Below are 16,242 nucleotides of genomic sequence, written 5' to 3'. Positions count from 1 at the left end.
TAGCTTGAGAGATAACTTGCCCTTTGAAACTTGAGTAATCGATCTAATCATCCGTAAGAATGAAGTCTTCCCCACACCAATAGACATTCCCTTTTTAGTATTTCATCTTGTCCTACCCAAAAGCATATTGCTTTATCCCTATACACATTATCATAGTATAGAGCCTTTAGCCAATTTTAACGAAGAAGCACTCTTATCCTATTTTACATTCTACAGTTAATGAACATGCTATTTCTATACAACGATTTATATATTATTTTATCATTCTGAATTTTCTAAGTAAACAAATCTATTCATTATTTTTATTCACTCAAAAAAGGTTGCCAAGTGGCAACCTTTTCTTTTAGCATTACATAAATTCAGCAACAAGCTCATCAAACATTTTCTGATCCATATTCAAATCAGCTTGCACTAAAGGCTTTTCGCTATAGTCTTTTACAAGCTCTTGGTAAGAAGGCTGCTTTGTATTTTGATAAATTAAACCAGTTACTAACCCGTTCTTTTCCATTAATGTTTGCATAGCCATCATGCGGTTAGATGGATCATATCCTTCTACTGTACTTAGTTTCGTTAAATTCTCTTTAAACCAATCATAAGTATTTACTTTATTGTAAGTAACACATGGACTAAATACGTTAATTAATGAAAATCCTTTATGATTAATACCAGCTTCAATAATTTGTGTTAATTCTTTTAAATCACTTGAAAAACTTTGCGCCACAAATGTCGCACCAGCTGTTAAAGCCATTTCCATAACATTTAGTGATGGTTCAATTGAACCTTGTGGTGTACTTTTCGTTTTAAATCCAGCTTCACTACGTGGTGAAGTTTGACCTTTTGTCAATCCGTAAATTTGGTTATCCATTACGATATACGTAATGTCAATGTTACGACGGATAGAATGGATTGTATGTCCCATACCAATCGCAAAACCATCACCGTCACCACCTGATGCGATAACTGTTAAATCACGATTTGCCATCTTCACACCTTGTGCGATTGGAAGAGCACGTCCATGAATACTATGCAAACCGTATGAATTAATATAACCTGAAATACGACCTGAACAGCCGATACCAGAAATAACAGCTAGTTCATCTGGATTTAAACCAACGTTAGCTGCCGCACGCTGAATCGCAGCTTGTACTGAGAAGTCTCCGCAACCTGGGCACCAGTTCGGTTTTACACTGTTACGAAAGTCCTTAAATGTTGCCATTTAATACAACCCCTTTTTTGCATTCGTTGTAAATCTCTTTCGGTAAGAATGGGTTTCCGTCATATTTTAAAAGACTAGAAATTTTCTCACCATTACCAAGATTCATTTTCATAATGTTAGCAAGCTGACCAGTTGCATTATTTTCTACTACCACTACACGCTTCGCTTTTTTCACAAGTGGATCGATTTCAGCTGTTGGGAAAGGATGAATTAAACGTACATGAGCATGGTTTACTTTCATTCCTTCTTGTTCTAAACGCTGCATTGCCTCTTCGATCGCACCACGTGTTGAGTTAAAACCAACTAGCAATACGTCTGCGTCATCATGCTTAACATTTTTATAAACAGGGGTATTAAACTTTAAGTTCGCCATTTTACGGAAACGTTTGTCCATTTGATCTTTACGGTTTATTGCTGATTCAGATGGTTTACCCGTTTCATCATGTTCTACACCTGTAACATGGTGAATACCATTTTTCATACCAGGTAAAACACGTGGTGAAACGCCGTCTTCTGTTACTTCATAACGTTTGAAGTATGCTTTATTCTCACGTTCTGGTAATTCTACTTCTAAATCAAGCTTACCACGACGAATTTCCACTTTATCTAACGTAAGTGGTTCTACAGTTTGTTTCCCTAAGGAAAGCTGTAAATCTGTTAAGAAAATAACAGGTACTTGGTATTCTTCAGCTAAGTTAAACGCTTCTACAATATCATAGAAAGCCTCTTCAACTGTGCTTGGCGCCATTACGATTTTTGGAATTTCACCATGCGTTCCGTAAATCATAGCCATTAAGTCAGACTGCTCTTGTTTTGTTGGTAAGCCCGTACTTGGACCACCACGTTGTGTATCAATGATAACTAGCGGTGTTTCAGTAATACCTGCTAAACCTATTGCTTCCATCATTAAAGAAAGACCAGGACCAGCAGATGCAGTTAATGTACGAACACCAGCGTAGTTTGCACCGATTGCCATTGTACAAGCTGCGATTTCATCCTCAGTTTGGATTACTGTCCCGCCGACTTTCGGTAACTTTTTAATTAAGTATTCCATAATTTCAGATGCAGGTGTGATTGGATATGCAGACATAAAGCGAGCACCACCAGCTACTGCACCAAATGCGATTGCGTCGTTTCCAATCATAAACATGCGTTTCTTACCGTCAGCTTTTTCAAGCTGCATCATATTTACTTTTTCACCAAGCAATTCTTTCATATATTGAGAGCCGCGTTTAATGGCTTCCATATTCTTTTGAACGACTTGCTCTCCTTTACGACCAAAGATTTCTTCAACAACCTCTAAATACGCTGTTTCGTCTAATCCTAATACCGCACTAGATGCCCCAACAGCAACCATGTTTTTCATTAATGATGTGCCTAATTCTGAAGCAATATCTGTAAACGGTATCACATATAGATTTACATCTGTATTATCAGGTATTGTTGGATTAAATTTCGCATCCGCAACTACAATTCCGCCCGGACGTAGTTCGTGGAAGTTAAAATCAATTGTTTCTTGATCAAAAGCAATTAAAATATCTAAATCATCTGAGATCGCGCGTACTTCTGTTGTACTTACACGAATTTTATTATTTGTATGGCCGCCTTTAATACGTGATGAGAAGTGGCGGTAACCGTATAGGTAATATCCTAATCGGTTTAATGCAATACAGAAGATTTCCCCTGTACTTTCAATTCCTTCACCTTGTTGGCCTCCAACTTTCCATGAAAGTTGACTAATCATCTCCTACACCCCTTTTGGCTGCATTCATTGTAGTGTATTTTTTTACAGTATTAGTTTAGCATTTTTTATACAAATAAACTACAATGGACGCAAATTATGCCTCTTCTGATTTCCCTGAATCTTTAGTATAAAGCTATTTCGTTTACCATTCTAGTATTAGGTCTTAAAAAAATCAATAAATTCAAGTGAATTTATTTTAATTTTTCTGAATTTTTAAAACACAATCTTTAGAACGTTACACCGTCAACAAAATTTTTATACAAAAATCGATCTACAGTTGATTCACTATACTTTTTACACAGGTGATTAATTATATTTTCATAATCCCTATATGCTTCTACACCTACAACAGTTTCTAAAATCCCATCAAAATCAGAACCGAATCCTATATTTTTTTCTCCACCTAATGAACAAATATATTCCACATGTCTTAATATATCTGCTATATTCGCTTGTCTTTCATTCGTTAAAAACTGCGGTACGAATGTAATACCAATAATGCTATTTTTCTTTATGAGAGCTCTTATTTGTTCATCGGTTAAATTGCGTGGATGCCCACAAAGTTGATAACAGTTTGAGTGAGATGCAATTGGCTTTTTAGCTATTTCTATAACATCCCAAAAGCTTCTTTCATTTAAATGAGACACATCGGTCCATAAATCTAACATATTAAGTTCTTGTACAACTTGTCTACCAAATGTAGTTAAGCCTGCACCACGTGTCTCTAGCGCCCCATCAGCTAATAAATTAGCATAGTTCCATGTTAATCCAAAGGAACGTACACCTAAGCGATAAAACAAACGTAATCTCATCGCTTCTTTTCCAATCGCTTCGCATCCTTCTAATGTTAATAACGCTCCAATCTCGTCCTGTTTTAGCATGTTAATATCGTTTTTTGTCTGAATAAACTTCATTCCTGGTAGCGATAGAATTTCACTATGAAAAATATCTATCATTTGCAGTGCAACTTCAAAGCGCTTTTCATACGCTACTGTTTCTGGTACATATATCGCAAAGCATTGTATACTTCCTTTTCTTTTCTTTAATTGTTCAAATGTAATATGTAATTGTGAATCGTTTTGAAAGTCTTTTTTTCCCTTTGCACTCCATAACTGAAAGAGTACATCGCAATGAGCATCAAAAATTTTCATATTCATTCCTCCACTATAAAAACAACCTGTTTGCATAAATGCAAACAGGTTGTTTCAACTTAACGAGGTTCTACAATTAATTTTATTGCTGTACGCTCTTCGCCATCGATCATAATATCTGTAAACGCTGGGATACAAATCAGATCCAAACCACTAGGCGCTACAAATCCTCTTGCAATTGCTACTGCCTTTACCGCTTGATTCAATGCACCTGCACCAATAGCTTGAATTTCTGCTGTTCCGCGTTCGCGAATAACACCTGCAAGTGCACCAGCTACAGAATTAGGGACCGACGTTGCTTTAACTTTTAATATTTCCATTCCGCGTTTCCTCCTCGTTTTTATAAAAAGTAATAGCAATTATTTCACTTTAACTTATATTCACGAGGAATGGCACGTATTCCTGCTAAATTTCTGTAATTTTTCTAAAAAATTAAAATATAATGACTTCTCTAACTTTTCGTTAAAAATTACTCAAAAAACGGCTGATCATCATTAATTAAAATGCGTTCAATTTTCTTCGCTTTCCCTGTATTTGGATCCACATCGATTAAAACTGCACTTAATTGCGTTCTGCCATTCGTTACTTCAAAACGTACTGGTAAGTTCGTTAAAAACTTCTTCAATACCGCTTCGCGATCCATACCTAAAATACCATCATACGGTCCTGTCATACCAACATCTGTAATATAAGCTGTTCCGCTTGGTAATATACGATTATCAGCTGTAGGAACGTGTGTATGTGTACCTACTACAGCTGTAGCACGACCATCTACGTACCAACCTAACGCCTGCTTCTCACTTGTTGTTTCAGCATGAAAATCAACAAAGATAATATTAGTACGTTTTTTTGCAATATTGATTAATTCATCCACTTTACGGAATGGACAATCAATTGGAGGAAGGAAAGTACGTCCTTGTAAGTTAATTACCGCAACTTCTGTTCCGTTACAGTTCACAAAGATAAGACCTTTTCCTGGCGTTCCTTCTGGGAAATTAGCTGGTCTTGCAAGATATTTAGCATCATCAATAAATTCAAATACTTCACGATTATCCCAAGCATGGTTTCCAAGCGTAACTGCCTGTGCCCCGCACTCCAAAAAGTTTCGATATATTTTTTCCGTAATTCCACGTCCACCCGCAGCATTTTCTCCATTAATGATTGTTACTGTAGGTGTATATTTTTTCTTTAATGCCGGTACGTACTGTTGAATCATGTCTCTACCAGGAGATCCTACTACATCCCCAACAAATAATATTCTCATATGTCTTACCCTTTCTATGTACTGCATTTTTTATTACCTTACTCTACAAGCAATTTCCTTATAATATTAAAAGTTTCTTTCACTTGCATATTTCTCATAAATAATTTTCTTTATTTTACCCAATTCCAACACAAAAAAATAAAGTGGTGTTTCACCACTTTATTTTGCGTATTCCACTGCACGTGTTTCACGAATAACAGTAACTTTAATATGTCCTGGATAATCCAGTTCATTTTCGATACGTTTTCGAATATCACGAGCTAAACGATGAGCTTCTAAATCATCAATTGTATCCGGTTTTACCAGAATACGAACTTCACGTCCTGCTTGAATTGCGAAAGATTTTTCTACGCCTTCATAAGACTCTGAAATTTCTTCTAACTTTTCAAGACGACGAATGTAGTTCTCAAGTGTTTCACTACGAGCTCCCGGTCTTGCAGCTGATAATGCATCTGCTGCTGCAACTAGAACTGCAATGATAGAAGTTGGTTCTGTGTCACCATGGTGAGATGCGATACTGTTTATTACAACAGGGTGCTCTTTATATTTCGTTGCGAGTTCAACACCAATTTCAACGTGGCTACCTTCTACTTCATGATCAATTGCTTTTCCAATATCATGTAATAGACCAGCACGTCTTGCTAGTTTTTCATCCTCACCAAGCTCCGCTGCCATAAGTCCAGTTAAATATGCAACTTCCATAGAGTGCTTTAAGACGTTTTGTCCGTAACTTGTACGGTATTTTAAACGACCTAAAATCTTAATTAAATCTGGATGTAAGCCATGAACACCCACTTCAAACGTTGTTTGCTCTCCGACTTCACGAATATACTCGTCCACTTCACGTCTTGATTTTTCGACCATCTCTTCAATACGCGCTGGGTGAATACGTCCGTCCTGTACTAGTTTATCAAGAGCGATACGAGCTGTTTCACGACGAATCGGGTCGAATCCAGATAGAATTACCGCTTCTGGTGTATCATCGATAATAAGGTCAATACCTGTTAACGTTTCTAGCGTACGAATATTACGACCTTCACGTCCGATAATACGTCCCTTCATTTCGTCGTTTGGAAGATTTACAACCGAAACGGTTGTTTCAGCAACATGATCAGCTGCACATCTTTGCATTGCAAGAGATAAAATCTCTTTTGCTTTCTTATCCGCTTCTTCTTTCGCACGAACTTCACTTTCTTTTACCATAACGGCAATTTCATGAGAAACTTCACTTTCTACTTTACCAAGAATAATTGCTTTCGCTTGTTCGCGTGTCAGATTGGAAATGCGCTCTAATTCTGTTTGTTGCTTTTGAACTAACTCTCCCACTTTGCTTTCCAACTCTTCAATCTGTTGTTGTTTCGCTACAAGAGAATCCTCTTTCTTTTCCAACTGTTGCTCGCGCTTATCGAGCGTTTCGTCTTTACGATCAAGGTTCTCTTCTCTTTGCATTAAACGATTTTCTTGTTTTTGTAATTCGCTTCTACGGTCACGAATTTCTAATTCAGCTTCTGTACGAAGTGTATGAATTTCATCCTTTGCTTCTAAAAGCGCTTCTTTTTTAAGTGCTTCTGCCTCACGATTCGCTTCGTCTAGAATACGTTTCGCTTCATTAGTTGCACCATTAATCTTCGCTTCAGCAATAGACTTTCGAACAAAAAAGCCAACAACTGCACCGACTGTTGCAAGCAAAATGGAGATGAGTATCCAAACTGTACTACTCATGATTTCACCTCCCCTTGCTATGAATGAAAAAAGACTGTCGGCATGTACATTGAATTTCAACGTACAGCAAAGACCGTCGTCCCGCTTTTTTAAGGGACTTTCTTCATTTCACAATTAAAATGTCATATTATTATTTCGGCAAGATTTAAGTCTTACTCCGAATATTACTTCTCTTCTTGAGAAGAGTGTATCGTATATAAGAAAAAATATACATTCTCATTGTATCTATCGCAATTTTCATTGTCAAGCGTTGTCTACTTTTACTTTCTTTACCTTCAGCTCTGAATCTTATATGGATTAAAAAAACAGACGGCATATTATCCTGGAAAACCTTAGCAAATCCCAATTTATCCCCTTAAAATATATGAATATTCCCTTATACACATTGCCTTTTGAATAGAATAAATATTTTATCTCCAGCTATATACAACGCTTTCATAAGACATTAAAAATAAAGACACGGGAGCGTGTCTTTATTTTTTAATCTTGAATAGTTGAACCTTCCGTGTCTTCAACACCAGAGTCTTCACCAATTCCGTGATGTTCACGAACAAAGAAGGCAATCTCTTCTCTTAAATCCGTATTCTCTTTTAAGAATTGCTTCGAATTTTCACGACCTTGTCCTAAGCGTTCTTCATTATAAGAGTACCAAGCACCGCTCTTTTGAACGATATCAAGTTCAGAAGCCATATCTAAGATTTCACCTTCTCTTGAAATACCTTCTCCGTACATAATATCAACTTCAGCAACACGGAATGGTGGTGCTACTTTATTTTTAACTACTTTTACCTTCGTTTTATTACCAACGATGTCGTTACCTTGTTTTAACTGCTCAGCACGACGCACTTCAAGACGGACAGTTGAATAGAATTTCAACGCGCGACCACCTGGAGTTGTTTCTGGGTTCCCGAACATAACCCCAACTTTTTCACGAATTTGGTTGATAAAGATTGCGATTGTTTTTGATTTGTTGATTGCACCTGAAAGTTTACGAAGTGCTTGTGACATTAAACGTGCTTGTAAACCAACGTGAGAGTCACCCATGTCTCCTTCGATCTCAGCTTTCGGTACAAGAGCTGCTACAGAGTCAATTACGATAATATCAACCGCGCCACTTCGTACAAGTGCTTCTGCGATTTCTAATCCTTGCTCCCCTGTATCAGGCTGTGATAATAATAATTCATCGATGTTAACACCTAATTTTTGTGCATATACAGGATCCATCGCATGCTCCGCATCAATGAACGCCGCTTGTCCACCTTGACGCTGCACTTCCGCGATTGCGTGTAGTGAAACTGTTGTTTTACCTGAACTTTCAGGTCCATAAATTTCAATAATACGTCCACGTGGGTATCCGCCTACCCCTAGTGCCACATCAAGTGCTAAAGAACCACTTGAAATTGTAGAAATTCTACGCTCTGCTTGTTCTCCTAATTTCATAATTGAACCTTTACCGAATTGCTTCTCTATTTGTTTTAACGCCATATCTAATGCCGCTTGACGATCACTCATTCAAAATTCCTCCTTAGCTGAATTGCTAATCTTATTATACCTATTTTCAATTCAATTTGCCAACAAAAATCGAACATTTATTCGATTTTTTTATTTTCCATCAAATAAAACTCGATTTCCCCACAAAAAAAACTAGAAGAAATTTATATCTCTTCTAGCTTTTTATATAAATGATAAAATCCATATTTTGCAGAGCGTTCTCTAATTTGTTGACGACTTCCACTTAAATTAAGAGAGAAGACTTCAGTCGGTTCATCCTTAATCGCCAATCCAACAAATACTGTTCCTGGTTCTTTATACTCTGAAGCATCAGGTCCTGCCACCCCAGTAAAACTAATTCCGATATCTGCTTTTAACAGTTTCTTTACATTTTCAGCAAGATAACGAGCACACCGCTTACTAACCGCGCCGTCAGTACGTAACACTTCTTCAGGTACATGTAAAATTTGTTGCTTTACTTCATTTTGATAACAAATGACACCGCCTTTAAACACAGACGAAACACCCGCATTTTCTGTTACTTGATTTCCAAAGAGACCGCCTGTTAAACTTTCTGCACATGCTAAAGTTAACCCTTTTTGCTTCAATAACTCTATTGCCTTGTACTGAAGAAAATCTTGGTTATATCCGTAGAAAAATTCTCCTACTCTTTCTAAAATCAAATTTTCCACATGTTGAATTAGTTTCTCCGCCTCATTCGCATCATGATGTTTTGCAGTTAAACGTAATGTCACTTCTCCATCATTTGCGAGTGGTGCAATGGTCGGGTTCGTTTGTCCATCAATTAAATCTTGAACTTTTACCTCTAATTGAGATTCCCCAATACCGAAAAAGCGAAGAACGCGAGAATAAATATTTTCCCCTGTTGTAAAGTTACGTAAAAAAGGCTCTACGTAACTTACATACATCGGCTTCATTTCTTTTGGTGGCCCTGGTAATAAAATATAAACTTTTCCGTTTTTATTTAACCCCATGCCAGGCGCCATACCGTGATCATTCGCAAACACAGTCGATCCACTTAGAACGAGCGCCTGCTTTTTATTATTTTCCGTAAATTCACGGCCTGTACGCTTAAAATAATCGCTTATAGATGTTAATGCTGTTTCATCATACACAAGCTCTTCACCTAAGCTAGACGCTATTGTTTCTTTCGTCAAATCGTCTTTTGTCGGCCCTAATCCGCCTGTAAAAATAAGCATATCAGCGCGCTCTTCAGCCAATTCAATTGCCTTTTGTAATCGCTTGTTATTATCACCCACAACAGTATGATAGTACACATTTATTCCAATTGAAGCTAACTTTTCAGATAAAAACTGGGCATTTGTATTTGCAATTTGTCCAAGTAACAATTCAGTTCCAACCGCAATAATCTCAGCATTCATCCCAATTCCCCCATAAAACTTCTATTTTGAGTTTACAAAAGCAGCCCTATTTTTCCAGAAATAATCCCATCCTGAAATAACAGTAAAGATTAATGCAATCCATATGAAAATATCAGCAACTGGGATATGGATTAAATTTAAAGGTACATCGTGTAATAAATACGCTGCAATCGCAATAATTTGTGTCCATGTCTTAATTTTCCCTAACTGATTTGCTGCCACTACTTCCCCTGTCCCAGCAAGTACAAGGCGTAAACCTGTTACTGCAAACTCACGGCTTATAATTACAATAACGATCCAAGCAGGTACATATTGCATTTCTACCAATGTGATAAGTGCTGCCGAAACAAGTAATTTATCTGCTAACGGGTCAAGGAATTTCCCTAAATTCGTTACAAGATTATACTTTCTTGCATAATGTCCATCAATCCAATCTGTAGCCGAAGCAATAATAAAGATAAGTGCCCCTACTAAATGTTGAATTGGTAACTCTACATCACCAATTATAAATGAGCCCCACTCAAAGGGCGCTAACATAATTACCATAAAAATTGGAATTAAGAAGATTCTAGATATTGTAATTTTATTTGGTAAATTCACAGCTATTCCTCCATCATATCAAAAACATTTGTTCATTGAAAAAAGTCATCGAAGCGATGACTGTTATTGTGCAGGTTGCCCTATCCCTTGGTTTTTTATCACCAATCTTTGGTGAAGTTCTTTTTCTGGATCCAATGGGAAAGCAACCACTTGACCATTCAGTTTAACTTCAACATTCGTTGCATTTCCAATATTAAGTCGCACTTCTTTTACTGTTGATAAATCACGTTTTTCTATTTGGCCACCTTGTACTGTAGTGTTTAGAATTTCGTTCCCAGCATCATCTTTAACATCTACATAACTCGCACCTTTACCCGATATTTCCAGTTCTAATGTTTTATTATTATGAATTTCCAAAGTAGATACCTTACCAGTTGTTCCAACTACTTTAATTTCTTGTTGTCCCGTTGGTTGTTCCTCTTTCTTTGGTTCTTCTTTCTTTGGCTCTTCTTTCTTTGGTTCTTCTTTTTTTGGCTCTTCCGCTTTCTCTTCATCTTTCTTCGTATCTAGCGGAGAATTTTTTGCTTTTTGAACTTCAATTTTCTCACTTTGAGCATTTGGAACTTGCCTATCATCTTTTCCAGTTAACGCTTGAATAACAAACCAGACTACCACTCCAAATGCAATTACTAATAACGCAATCAAAATTTTTGGCATATGATCTGCAATTGGCCATGATGAAGATTTTTGCATTGTTTCTTGTGTTTTCTGTCCAGTTGATACTTGTGGAACATCGTGTTTTTCAGATTGTGGTATCGTACTCTGATATTCTACAAGCAGTTCCTCTCCATTTAATCCAACCGCATCTGCGTATTGTTTAATGAATGCACGCGCATAAAAAGCCCCTGGCAATACATCATAATTGCCTTCTTCAATCGCTACTAAATGGCGTTTTTGAATTTTTGTAATTTCATGCAGCTGATCAATAGACAAGCCTTTCGCTTCTCTTGCTCCTGTCAGCTTTTGTCCTAATTCCGTCACTACTAACACCTCAATATTTCTTTAAAAGTCAAACATAGAGAAATTATTTTGCGTACCTTGCTCAATTTCATCTACTAAATTATATTGAATTTCTTCATCATAATCGTTACGCAATTCGATAATATAATCAAAATCATCCAATGTGTATTCCGACTGACTCACAAATACATCTGGATGTTCCACAACTTTCGTTGCAGGTAACCTCATGATTTCACGAACAAGCTGCCAATGTCTTTCATTTGCACGCTTTGTTGATACAATTCCATCTAATATGAAAATATTATCGTCGCTATACTCATCTTCAATCAATTGGCTACGAACAGTTTGCTTAATAAGAGTCGATGATACGAATAGCCATCTCTTATTTGCACAAACACTTGCGGCAACAATGGATTCTGTTTTTCCGACACGAGGCATTCCTCGTATCCCAATTAGCTTATGACCTTCTTTTTTCATTATCTCCGCCATAAAGTCTACAAGTAATCCTAATTCATCACGTACAAATCGAAATGTCTTCTTATCATCTGCATCTCGTTGTATATACCTACCATGTCTAACTGCTAGCTTATCTCTAAGCTTTGGCGGACGATATTTCGTTACCGTTATATTATCCATCGTATTTAGAATTGATTCAAGTCTAGAGATTTGCTCTTGATTATCACACATAAGTAGAAGTCCACGTCGTGCATTATCTACACCATTAATTGTGACAATATTGATGCCAAGCATACCGATTAACGAAGAAACGTCACCAAGTAAGCCAGGTCGGTTTTTATGTATTTCATATTCAAAATACCATTCAATCATCCAAGATCACTCCCCCACGCTTACTTTACACCTACGTACTATATTATATGATTTCACCTTAATAGGGAAGCTAAATGTATAATCTATCCCTCTTAATTATTATACAAAAAAAGTAGAGAGGAGTTTCTCCTCTCTACTTTTACTTATGTTGTACAAACTTCACCATTAAATTTGCGATTGTATGTTGCTCTTGTTCATCAGCAACTTTCCAAAGCTCAGACAATAATTTTTCTTGATCGTTGCGTGCTTCTACTTCATTTGCTAAATAATCACCAACACGAAATGCCATATCTGATACGGCACCACCATCAAGCCCTTTTCCTCCCGCTTGTTCTAAACGTTCTCCTAAAAAGCTCTTCCACTGATCAAAATTATCTAACACTGACATGTTTAAGCACCTCACTACTTAGTAATAGAATCATGCTTAATTTGTACATTTTTTTATTTTTTATGTAAGAAATTTTTAACAATGCCAACCGCCATTCACTCCGATAATTTGTCCAGTTATGTAAGATGCTCCTGGTGATACGAGGAATGATACCGTTTTTGCTACCTCTTCTGGTAATCCCAATCTACCTAATGGAATCTCTTCAGCAATTTCATTCTTATCCTCTTCTGAAAATACACTTAACATTTCCGTTTCAATTGCTCCTGGTGATACTGCATTAACACGTAATCCACTTAATGAAACTTCTTTTGCTAAAGCTTTTACATAAGAATTTTGCGCACCTTTTACCATTGAGTAAAGCACTTCACATGATGCGCCAATTTGTCCCCATATAGACGAAATAAGTACAATGTTACCGCTTTTTCGCTGAATCATTGGCGGAAGTGCCATTGATAGTAGTTTATAGATGCTCTTCACTTGAAGTTCCACCATATAATCCAATTCATCGTTTGTTACATCTGTTACTAGCCCAAAGATACTCTTCCCAGCTGCGTATACGATAACATCAATGGGATGTTTAATTTGTCCCCACAACTGCTCTGCTCCATCACTAGAAGCTAAATTTGCTTGAACAGGAATCACTTCAGCCCATTCCTTCTGTAACTCATTTACCTTCTCTTCACTGTTATTGTAATGAACATATACTGTATATCCATCCTGAATTAATTGTTTTGAAATAGCAGAGCCGATTCCTCCGCTCCCTCCAGTTACTAATGCATACTTTTTCATAATTTCCCTCTCTTATCTCTACAAGCTCATTTTTCATACAACTAAATAATACCCTCATCTTATAATTTATCAATGATAAGATGAGGGTATTATTATGAAACCTTTTATTTTTTCGGTAAAACTTGACAAACACTCATTTTTTCTTCTGATAATAATAATTTTGCTACTTCTTGTAAATCTTGAACAGTTAGACCTTCTAATACAGTCAATGCATCAAACAAGCTAGATTCATTAAACGCATATCGTGTAAATTGATTTGCAATATATTCCGGTGAATTCAACGACCGTAAAAAACCACCAATTTTCTTTTTCTTTACTCGTTCTAATGCTGCCTCATCTAATTGATCATAATTTGTGTTTAATAAAATACCTTTCAAACGCTCTTCCAATTCATCAGGTTGCTTCGTATCACCGCCAACCATTGCAAAACCGAAGTTATTCTCTTCCGTATAGTCATATGAGAACGAATCATCAATAAGCCCTTCATTATATAAAGCTTCGTAATGAACAGAACTTTTTCCAAATAAATAATCTAAAAGTAACGTAAGCGCAATTTCTTGTTTTAAAAGGGCTTTCCCTTTTTCTTTTAAATTCGTCGCTTTAATACCAACTAAACATTTCGGTGTTTGTACAGGCATTGAAATGATTTTCTTCTTTTCATTTACTTCATCTGGTTCTTCTTCAAATGAACGTACAATTTCTGGCTGGTTTTTATAATCTTTTTTCGCTTGATTTTCACGTACTAAATCCATTGTTTTCTCTGGATCGATTGCACCCACAACAAATAATAACATATTGCTCGGATGATAAAACGTTTCGTAACATTCATATAATAGGTCTTTCGTAATTTTACTAATAGACTCGATTGTCCCTGCAATATCAATTTTAATTGGATGCTTTACAAACAAGCTATCAATTAATCCAAAGTATAAGCGCCAATCTGGATTATCTTGATACATTTGAATTTCTTGCCCGATAATCCCCTTCTCTTTTTCAACTGTTTTTTCAGAGAAGTAAGGCTCTTGTACGAAGTTTAACAATGTATTTAAATTTCGTTCTACATTTGATGTACATGAAAAAAGGTAAGCTGTTCGTGTGAAGGATGTGAAAGCATTTGCTGATGCTCCTTGTTTACTAAACAATTGGAAAGCATCGTGATCTTCTTTTTCAAATAATTTATGCTCAAGAAAATGAGCAATCCCATCAGGCACACGAATCATTTCTTCTTTACCTAATGGTACAAATGTATTGTCCACAGAACCATATTTTGTCGTAAACGTTGCAAATGTTTTATTAAATCCTTGCTTCGGTAAAATATATACATCTAATCCATTAGGAAGTTTTTCATAATATAGTGTCTCTTTTAATTGCTCATACACAATTTTCTCCATCTATTCTCCCTCCGTTCCATGTAAAAAGTAAATTGTATCTAGTTCAATATTTTTAGCAACTTTCACAATCTCTTCTTTCGTCACACTTTCTATACCCGTAAGCCATTCTTCAACTGGACGTGTACGATCTGAAATAACGCCATGATATAGCATTTCCACAAATCCACGCGGTGTATCAATTGCCTCTAATACTTGATTTTGAATGACACTTTTTGTTTGATGCATCTCTTCTTCAGAAAAATCACCATTTTGCATCGCTAGCATTTGTTCTTTTATAATTTCAACTGCTTTTTCATAATTTTTCGCTTCGATTCCTGACATAACAAACAACAAGCCTTTATGACTTTCAAAGCGTGATGCTGCATAGTACGCTAAACTATTTTTTTCACGCACATTTACGAATAGCTTCGAATGAGAAAAGCCTCCAAATAACCCATTGAACAATTGCAGTGCGAAATAATCTTCATCTTTATATGTGACAAACGTACGATAACCGATGTGTAATTTACTTTGTTTTAATTCTTGTTTTTCAACAACTTCTTTTTCTTCATTATTTCGCTTATGAAGGAGTACATTTCTTTCTCTCACAGGACGCGCTGAAATAGAAAAATACTTACTTACAAGATCAACTGCACTTTCTGAAATATCACCAATAATATATAGATCCATTTCATCTTCTGCTAACACTTTTTGATAATATTGATACAGACTTTCATTTGTAATAGAAGCAACACTCTCTTTTTTTCCATTTGCACTTAATCGATACGGTTCTACTTTGCACATTTCTTCGATTAAACGCTCGTTTGCATAGCGCATTTTATCATCATAAGTAGCTTCAATTCGCTGCAAGAGCGCTCTTTTTTCACTTTCTACGATAGAAGGTAGGAAACTATTCCCCTCTGTTGCTGGATGTAAAACAATATCTGATAACATAGAAAGCGCTTTTTCAAATAACGGTGGTGCATCATGTAAATATACTTCATTTGCGATATCTACATAAATAGAGATGATATGGTCTTCCCCTTTTTTACTTACATCTACCGCTAAAGAAGATCCATATAATTCTTCTAAATATTGACGAAGACGAATTACAGAAGGCAGTTTTTCTGTCGCACTTTGCAATACGTATGGCAATAGGGCACGCTCTGTCACCGTCTCCTCATTTAAAGGTGCTTTAAAACGAAATACAAATGTATTTGTTTTATATTTATCAGTCGGAATAATATGTACCCGCAAGCCACCTAATTCATGTAGTTGCTGTTCCATTAGTTTCATTAATAGCCCTCCTTTACGTA

15 protein-coding genes are annotated in these 16,242 nt (G+C 36.3%); all 15 read right to left on the bottom strand.

Going from position 1 to position 16,242, the window contains the following annotated elements:
* Positions 1-349 precede the first annotated feature (349 nt).
* A complete protein-coding gene (locus CDB3_RS05660) occupies positions 350-1,216 on the bottom strand; it encodes a 2-oxoacid:ferredoxin oxidoreductase subunit beta (protein WP_002088040.1) in 867 nt (288 codons plus the stop codon).
* Positions 1,203-2,960 carry a 2-oxoacid:acceptor oxidoreductase subunit alpha gene (locus CDB3_RS05655; RefSeq protein WP_128853708.1) on the bottom strand — a complete coding sequence of 586 codons (1,758 nt, stop codon included), beginning with the start codon at positions 2,958-2,960 and terminating at the stop codon, positions 1,203-1,205. Before CDB3_RS05655 ends, CDB3_RS05660 begins: the two co-directional genes overlap by 14 nt.
* A gap of 227 nt (positions 2,961-3,187) precedes the next feature.
* Entirely contained in the window at positions 3,188-4,111 is a 924-nt protein-coding gene (locus tag CDB3_RS05650) for a dipeptidase (RefSeq protein WP_128853707.1), read from the bottom strand.
* Positions 4,112-4,170: 59 nt separating this feature from the next.
* Positions 4,171-4,431 (bottom strand): stage V sporulation protein SpoVS, encoded by a 261-nt coding sequence (spoVS, locus tag CDB3_RS05645; protein WP_000404341.1) that lies wholly within the window; start codon positions 4,429-4,431, stop codon positions 4,171-4,173.
* A 149-nt stretch (positions 4,432-4,580) separates the two neighbouring features.
* Complete coding sequence (locus CDB3_RS05640) at positions 4,581-5,375, bottom strand: TIGR00282 family metallophosphoesterase (RefSeq protein ID WP_001221088.1); 795 nt, start codon at positions 5,373-5,375, stop codon at positions 4,581-4,583.
* A 159-nt stretch (positions 5,376-5,534) separates the two neighbouring features.
* Positions 5,535-7,097, bottom strand: coding sequence for a ribonuclease Y (gene rny / locus CDB3_RS05635; protein ID WP_000099777.1), 1,563 nt, complete (start codon positions 7,095-7,097; stop codon positions 5,535-5,537).
* 480 nt (positions 7,098-7,577) lie between these two features.
* Entirely contained in the window at positions 7,578-8,609 is a 1,032-nt protein-coding gene (recA, locus tag CDB3_RS05630) for a recombinase RecA (RefSeq protein WP_128853706.1), read from the bottom strand.
* Positions 8,610-8,752: 143 nt separating this feature from the next.
* Complete coding sequence (locus tag CDB3_RS05625; protein ID WP_128853705.1) at positions 8,753-9,991, bottom strand: competence/damage-inducible protein A; 1,239 nt, start codon at positions 9,989-9,991, stop codon at positions 8,753-8,755.
* Positions 9,992-10,012: 21 nt separating this feature from the next.
* Positions 10,013-10,591, bottom strand: a complete 579-nt coding sequence (gene pgsA, locus CDB3_RS05620; RefSeq protein WP_071746757.1) for a CDP-diacylglycerol--glycerol-3-phosphate 3-phosphatidyltransferase — start codon at positions 10,589-10,591, stop codon at positions 10,013-10,015.
* A 63-nt stretch (positions 10,592-10,654) separates the two neighbouring features.
* Positions 10,655-11,572, bottom strand: a complete 918-nt coding sequence (locus tag CDB3_RS05615; protein ID WP_128853749.1) for a helix-turn-helix domain-containing protein — start codon at positions 11,570-11,572, stop codon at positions 10,655-10,657.
* Positions 11,573-11,593: 21 nt separating this feature from the next.
* Complete coding sequence (locus CDB3_RS05610; RefSeq protein WP_000574107.1) at positions 11,594-12,379, bottom strand: DUF3388 domain-containing protein; 786 nt, start codon at positions 12,377-12,379, stop codon at positions 11,594-11,596.
* Positions 12,380-12,518: 139 nt separating this feature from the next.
* The gene (locus CDB3_RS05605; RefSeq protein WP_000114449.1) at positions 12,519-12,767 is read right to left on the bottom strand and encodes a DUF3243 domain-containing protein; all 249 of its coding nucleotides are present in this window, start codon (positions 12,765-12,767) and stop codon (positions 12,519-12,521) included.
* A 75-nt stretch (positions 12,768-12,842) separates the two neighbouring features.
* Positions 12,843-13,556 carry an elongation factor P 5-aminopentanone reductase gene (gene ymfI, locus CDB3_RS05600; RefSeq protein WP_097830987.1) on the bottom strand — a complete coding sequence of 238 codons (714 nt, stop codon included), beginning with the start codon at positions 13,554-13,556 and terminating at the stop codon, positions 12,843-12,845.
* A gap of 104 nt (positions 13,557-13,660) precedes the next feature.
* Complete coding sequence (gene yfmH / locus CDB3_RS05595; RefSeq protein WP_128853704.1) at positions 13,661-14,947, bottom strand: EF-P 5-aminopentanol modification-associated protein YfmH; 1,287 nt, start codon at positions 14,945-14,947, stop codon at positions 13,661-13,663.
* Entirely contained in the window at positions 14,948-16,222 is a 1,275-nt protein-coding gene (gene yfmF / locus CDB3_RS05590; protein WP_097830985.1) for an EF-P 5-aminopentanol modification-associated protein YfmF, read from the bottom strand.
* Between the last annotated feature and the right edge of the window lie 20 nt (positions 16,223-16,242).

The organism is Bacillus sp. CDB3, from assembly GCF_002081505.1.
Lineage (GTDB): Bacteria > Bacillota > Bacilli > Bacillales > Bacillaceae_G > Bacillus_A > Bacillus_A cereus_AT.
The sequence above is the reverse complement of the archived record's forward strand: the minus strand, read 5'-3'. Positions and strand labels throughout refer to the sequence as shown.

What these genes read in the sequence shown, in the direction of transcription:
- CDB3_RS05640 (WP_001221088.1), bottom strand. Translation starts at nt 5,375, where the DNA reads ATGAGAATATTATTTGTTGGGGATGTAGTAGGATCTCCTGGTAGAGAC.
- CDB3_RS05625 (WP_128853705.1), bottom strand. Translation starts at nt 9,991, where the DNA reads ATGAATGCTGAGATTATTGCGGTTGGAACTGAATTGTTACTTGGACAA.
- yfmF (WP_097830985.1), bottom strand. Translation starts at nt 16,222, where the DNA reads ATGAAACTAATGGAACAGCAACTACATGAATTAGGTGGCTTGCGGGTA.
- yfmH (WP_128853704.1), bottom strand. Translation starts at nt 14,947, where the DNA reads ATGGAGAAAATTGTGTATGAGCAATTAAAAGAGACACTATATTATGAA.
- spoVS (WP_000404341.1), bottom strand. Translation starts at nt 4,431, where the DNA reads ATGGAAATATTAAAAGTTAAAGCAACGTCGGTCCCTAATTCTGTAGCT.
- CDB3_RS05605 (WP_000114449.1), bottom strand. Translation starts at nt 12,767, where the DNA reads ATGTCAGTGTTAGATAATTTTGATCAGTGGAAGAGCTTTTTAGGAGAA.
- CDB3_RS05650 (WP_128853707.1), bottom strand. Translation starts at nt 4,111, where the DNA reads ATGAAAATTTTTGATGCTCATTGCGATGTACTCTTTCAGTTATGGAGT.
- rny (WP_000099777.1), bottom strand. Translation starts at nt 7,097, where the DNA reads ATGAGTAGTACAGTTTGGATACTCATCTCCATTTTGCTTGCAACAGTC.
- recA (WP_128853706.1), bottom strand. Translation starts at nt 8,609, where the DNA reads ATGAGTGATCGTCAAGCGGCATTAGATATGGCGTTAAAACAAATAGAG.
- CDB3_RS05655 (WP_128853708.1), bottom strand. Translation starts at nt 2,960, where the DNA reads ATGATTAGTCAACTTTCATGGAAAGTTGGAGGCCAACAAGGTGAAGGA.
- CDB3_RS05660 (WP_002088040.1), bottom strand. Translation starts at nt 1,216, where the DNA reads ATGGCAACATTTAAGGACTTTCGTAACAGTGTAAAACCGAACTGGTGC.
- ymfI (WP_097830987.1), bottom strand. Translation starts at nt 13,556, where the DNA reads ATGAAAAAGTATGCATTAGTAACTGGAGGGAGCGGAGGAATCGGCTCT.
- CDB3_RS05610 (WP_000574107.1), bottom strand. Translation starts at nt 12,379, where the DNA reads ATGATTGAATGGTATTTTGAATATGAAATACATAAAAACCGACCTGGC.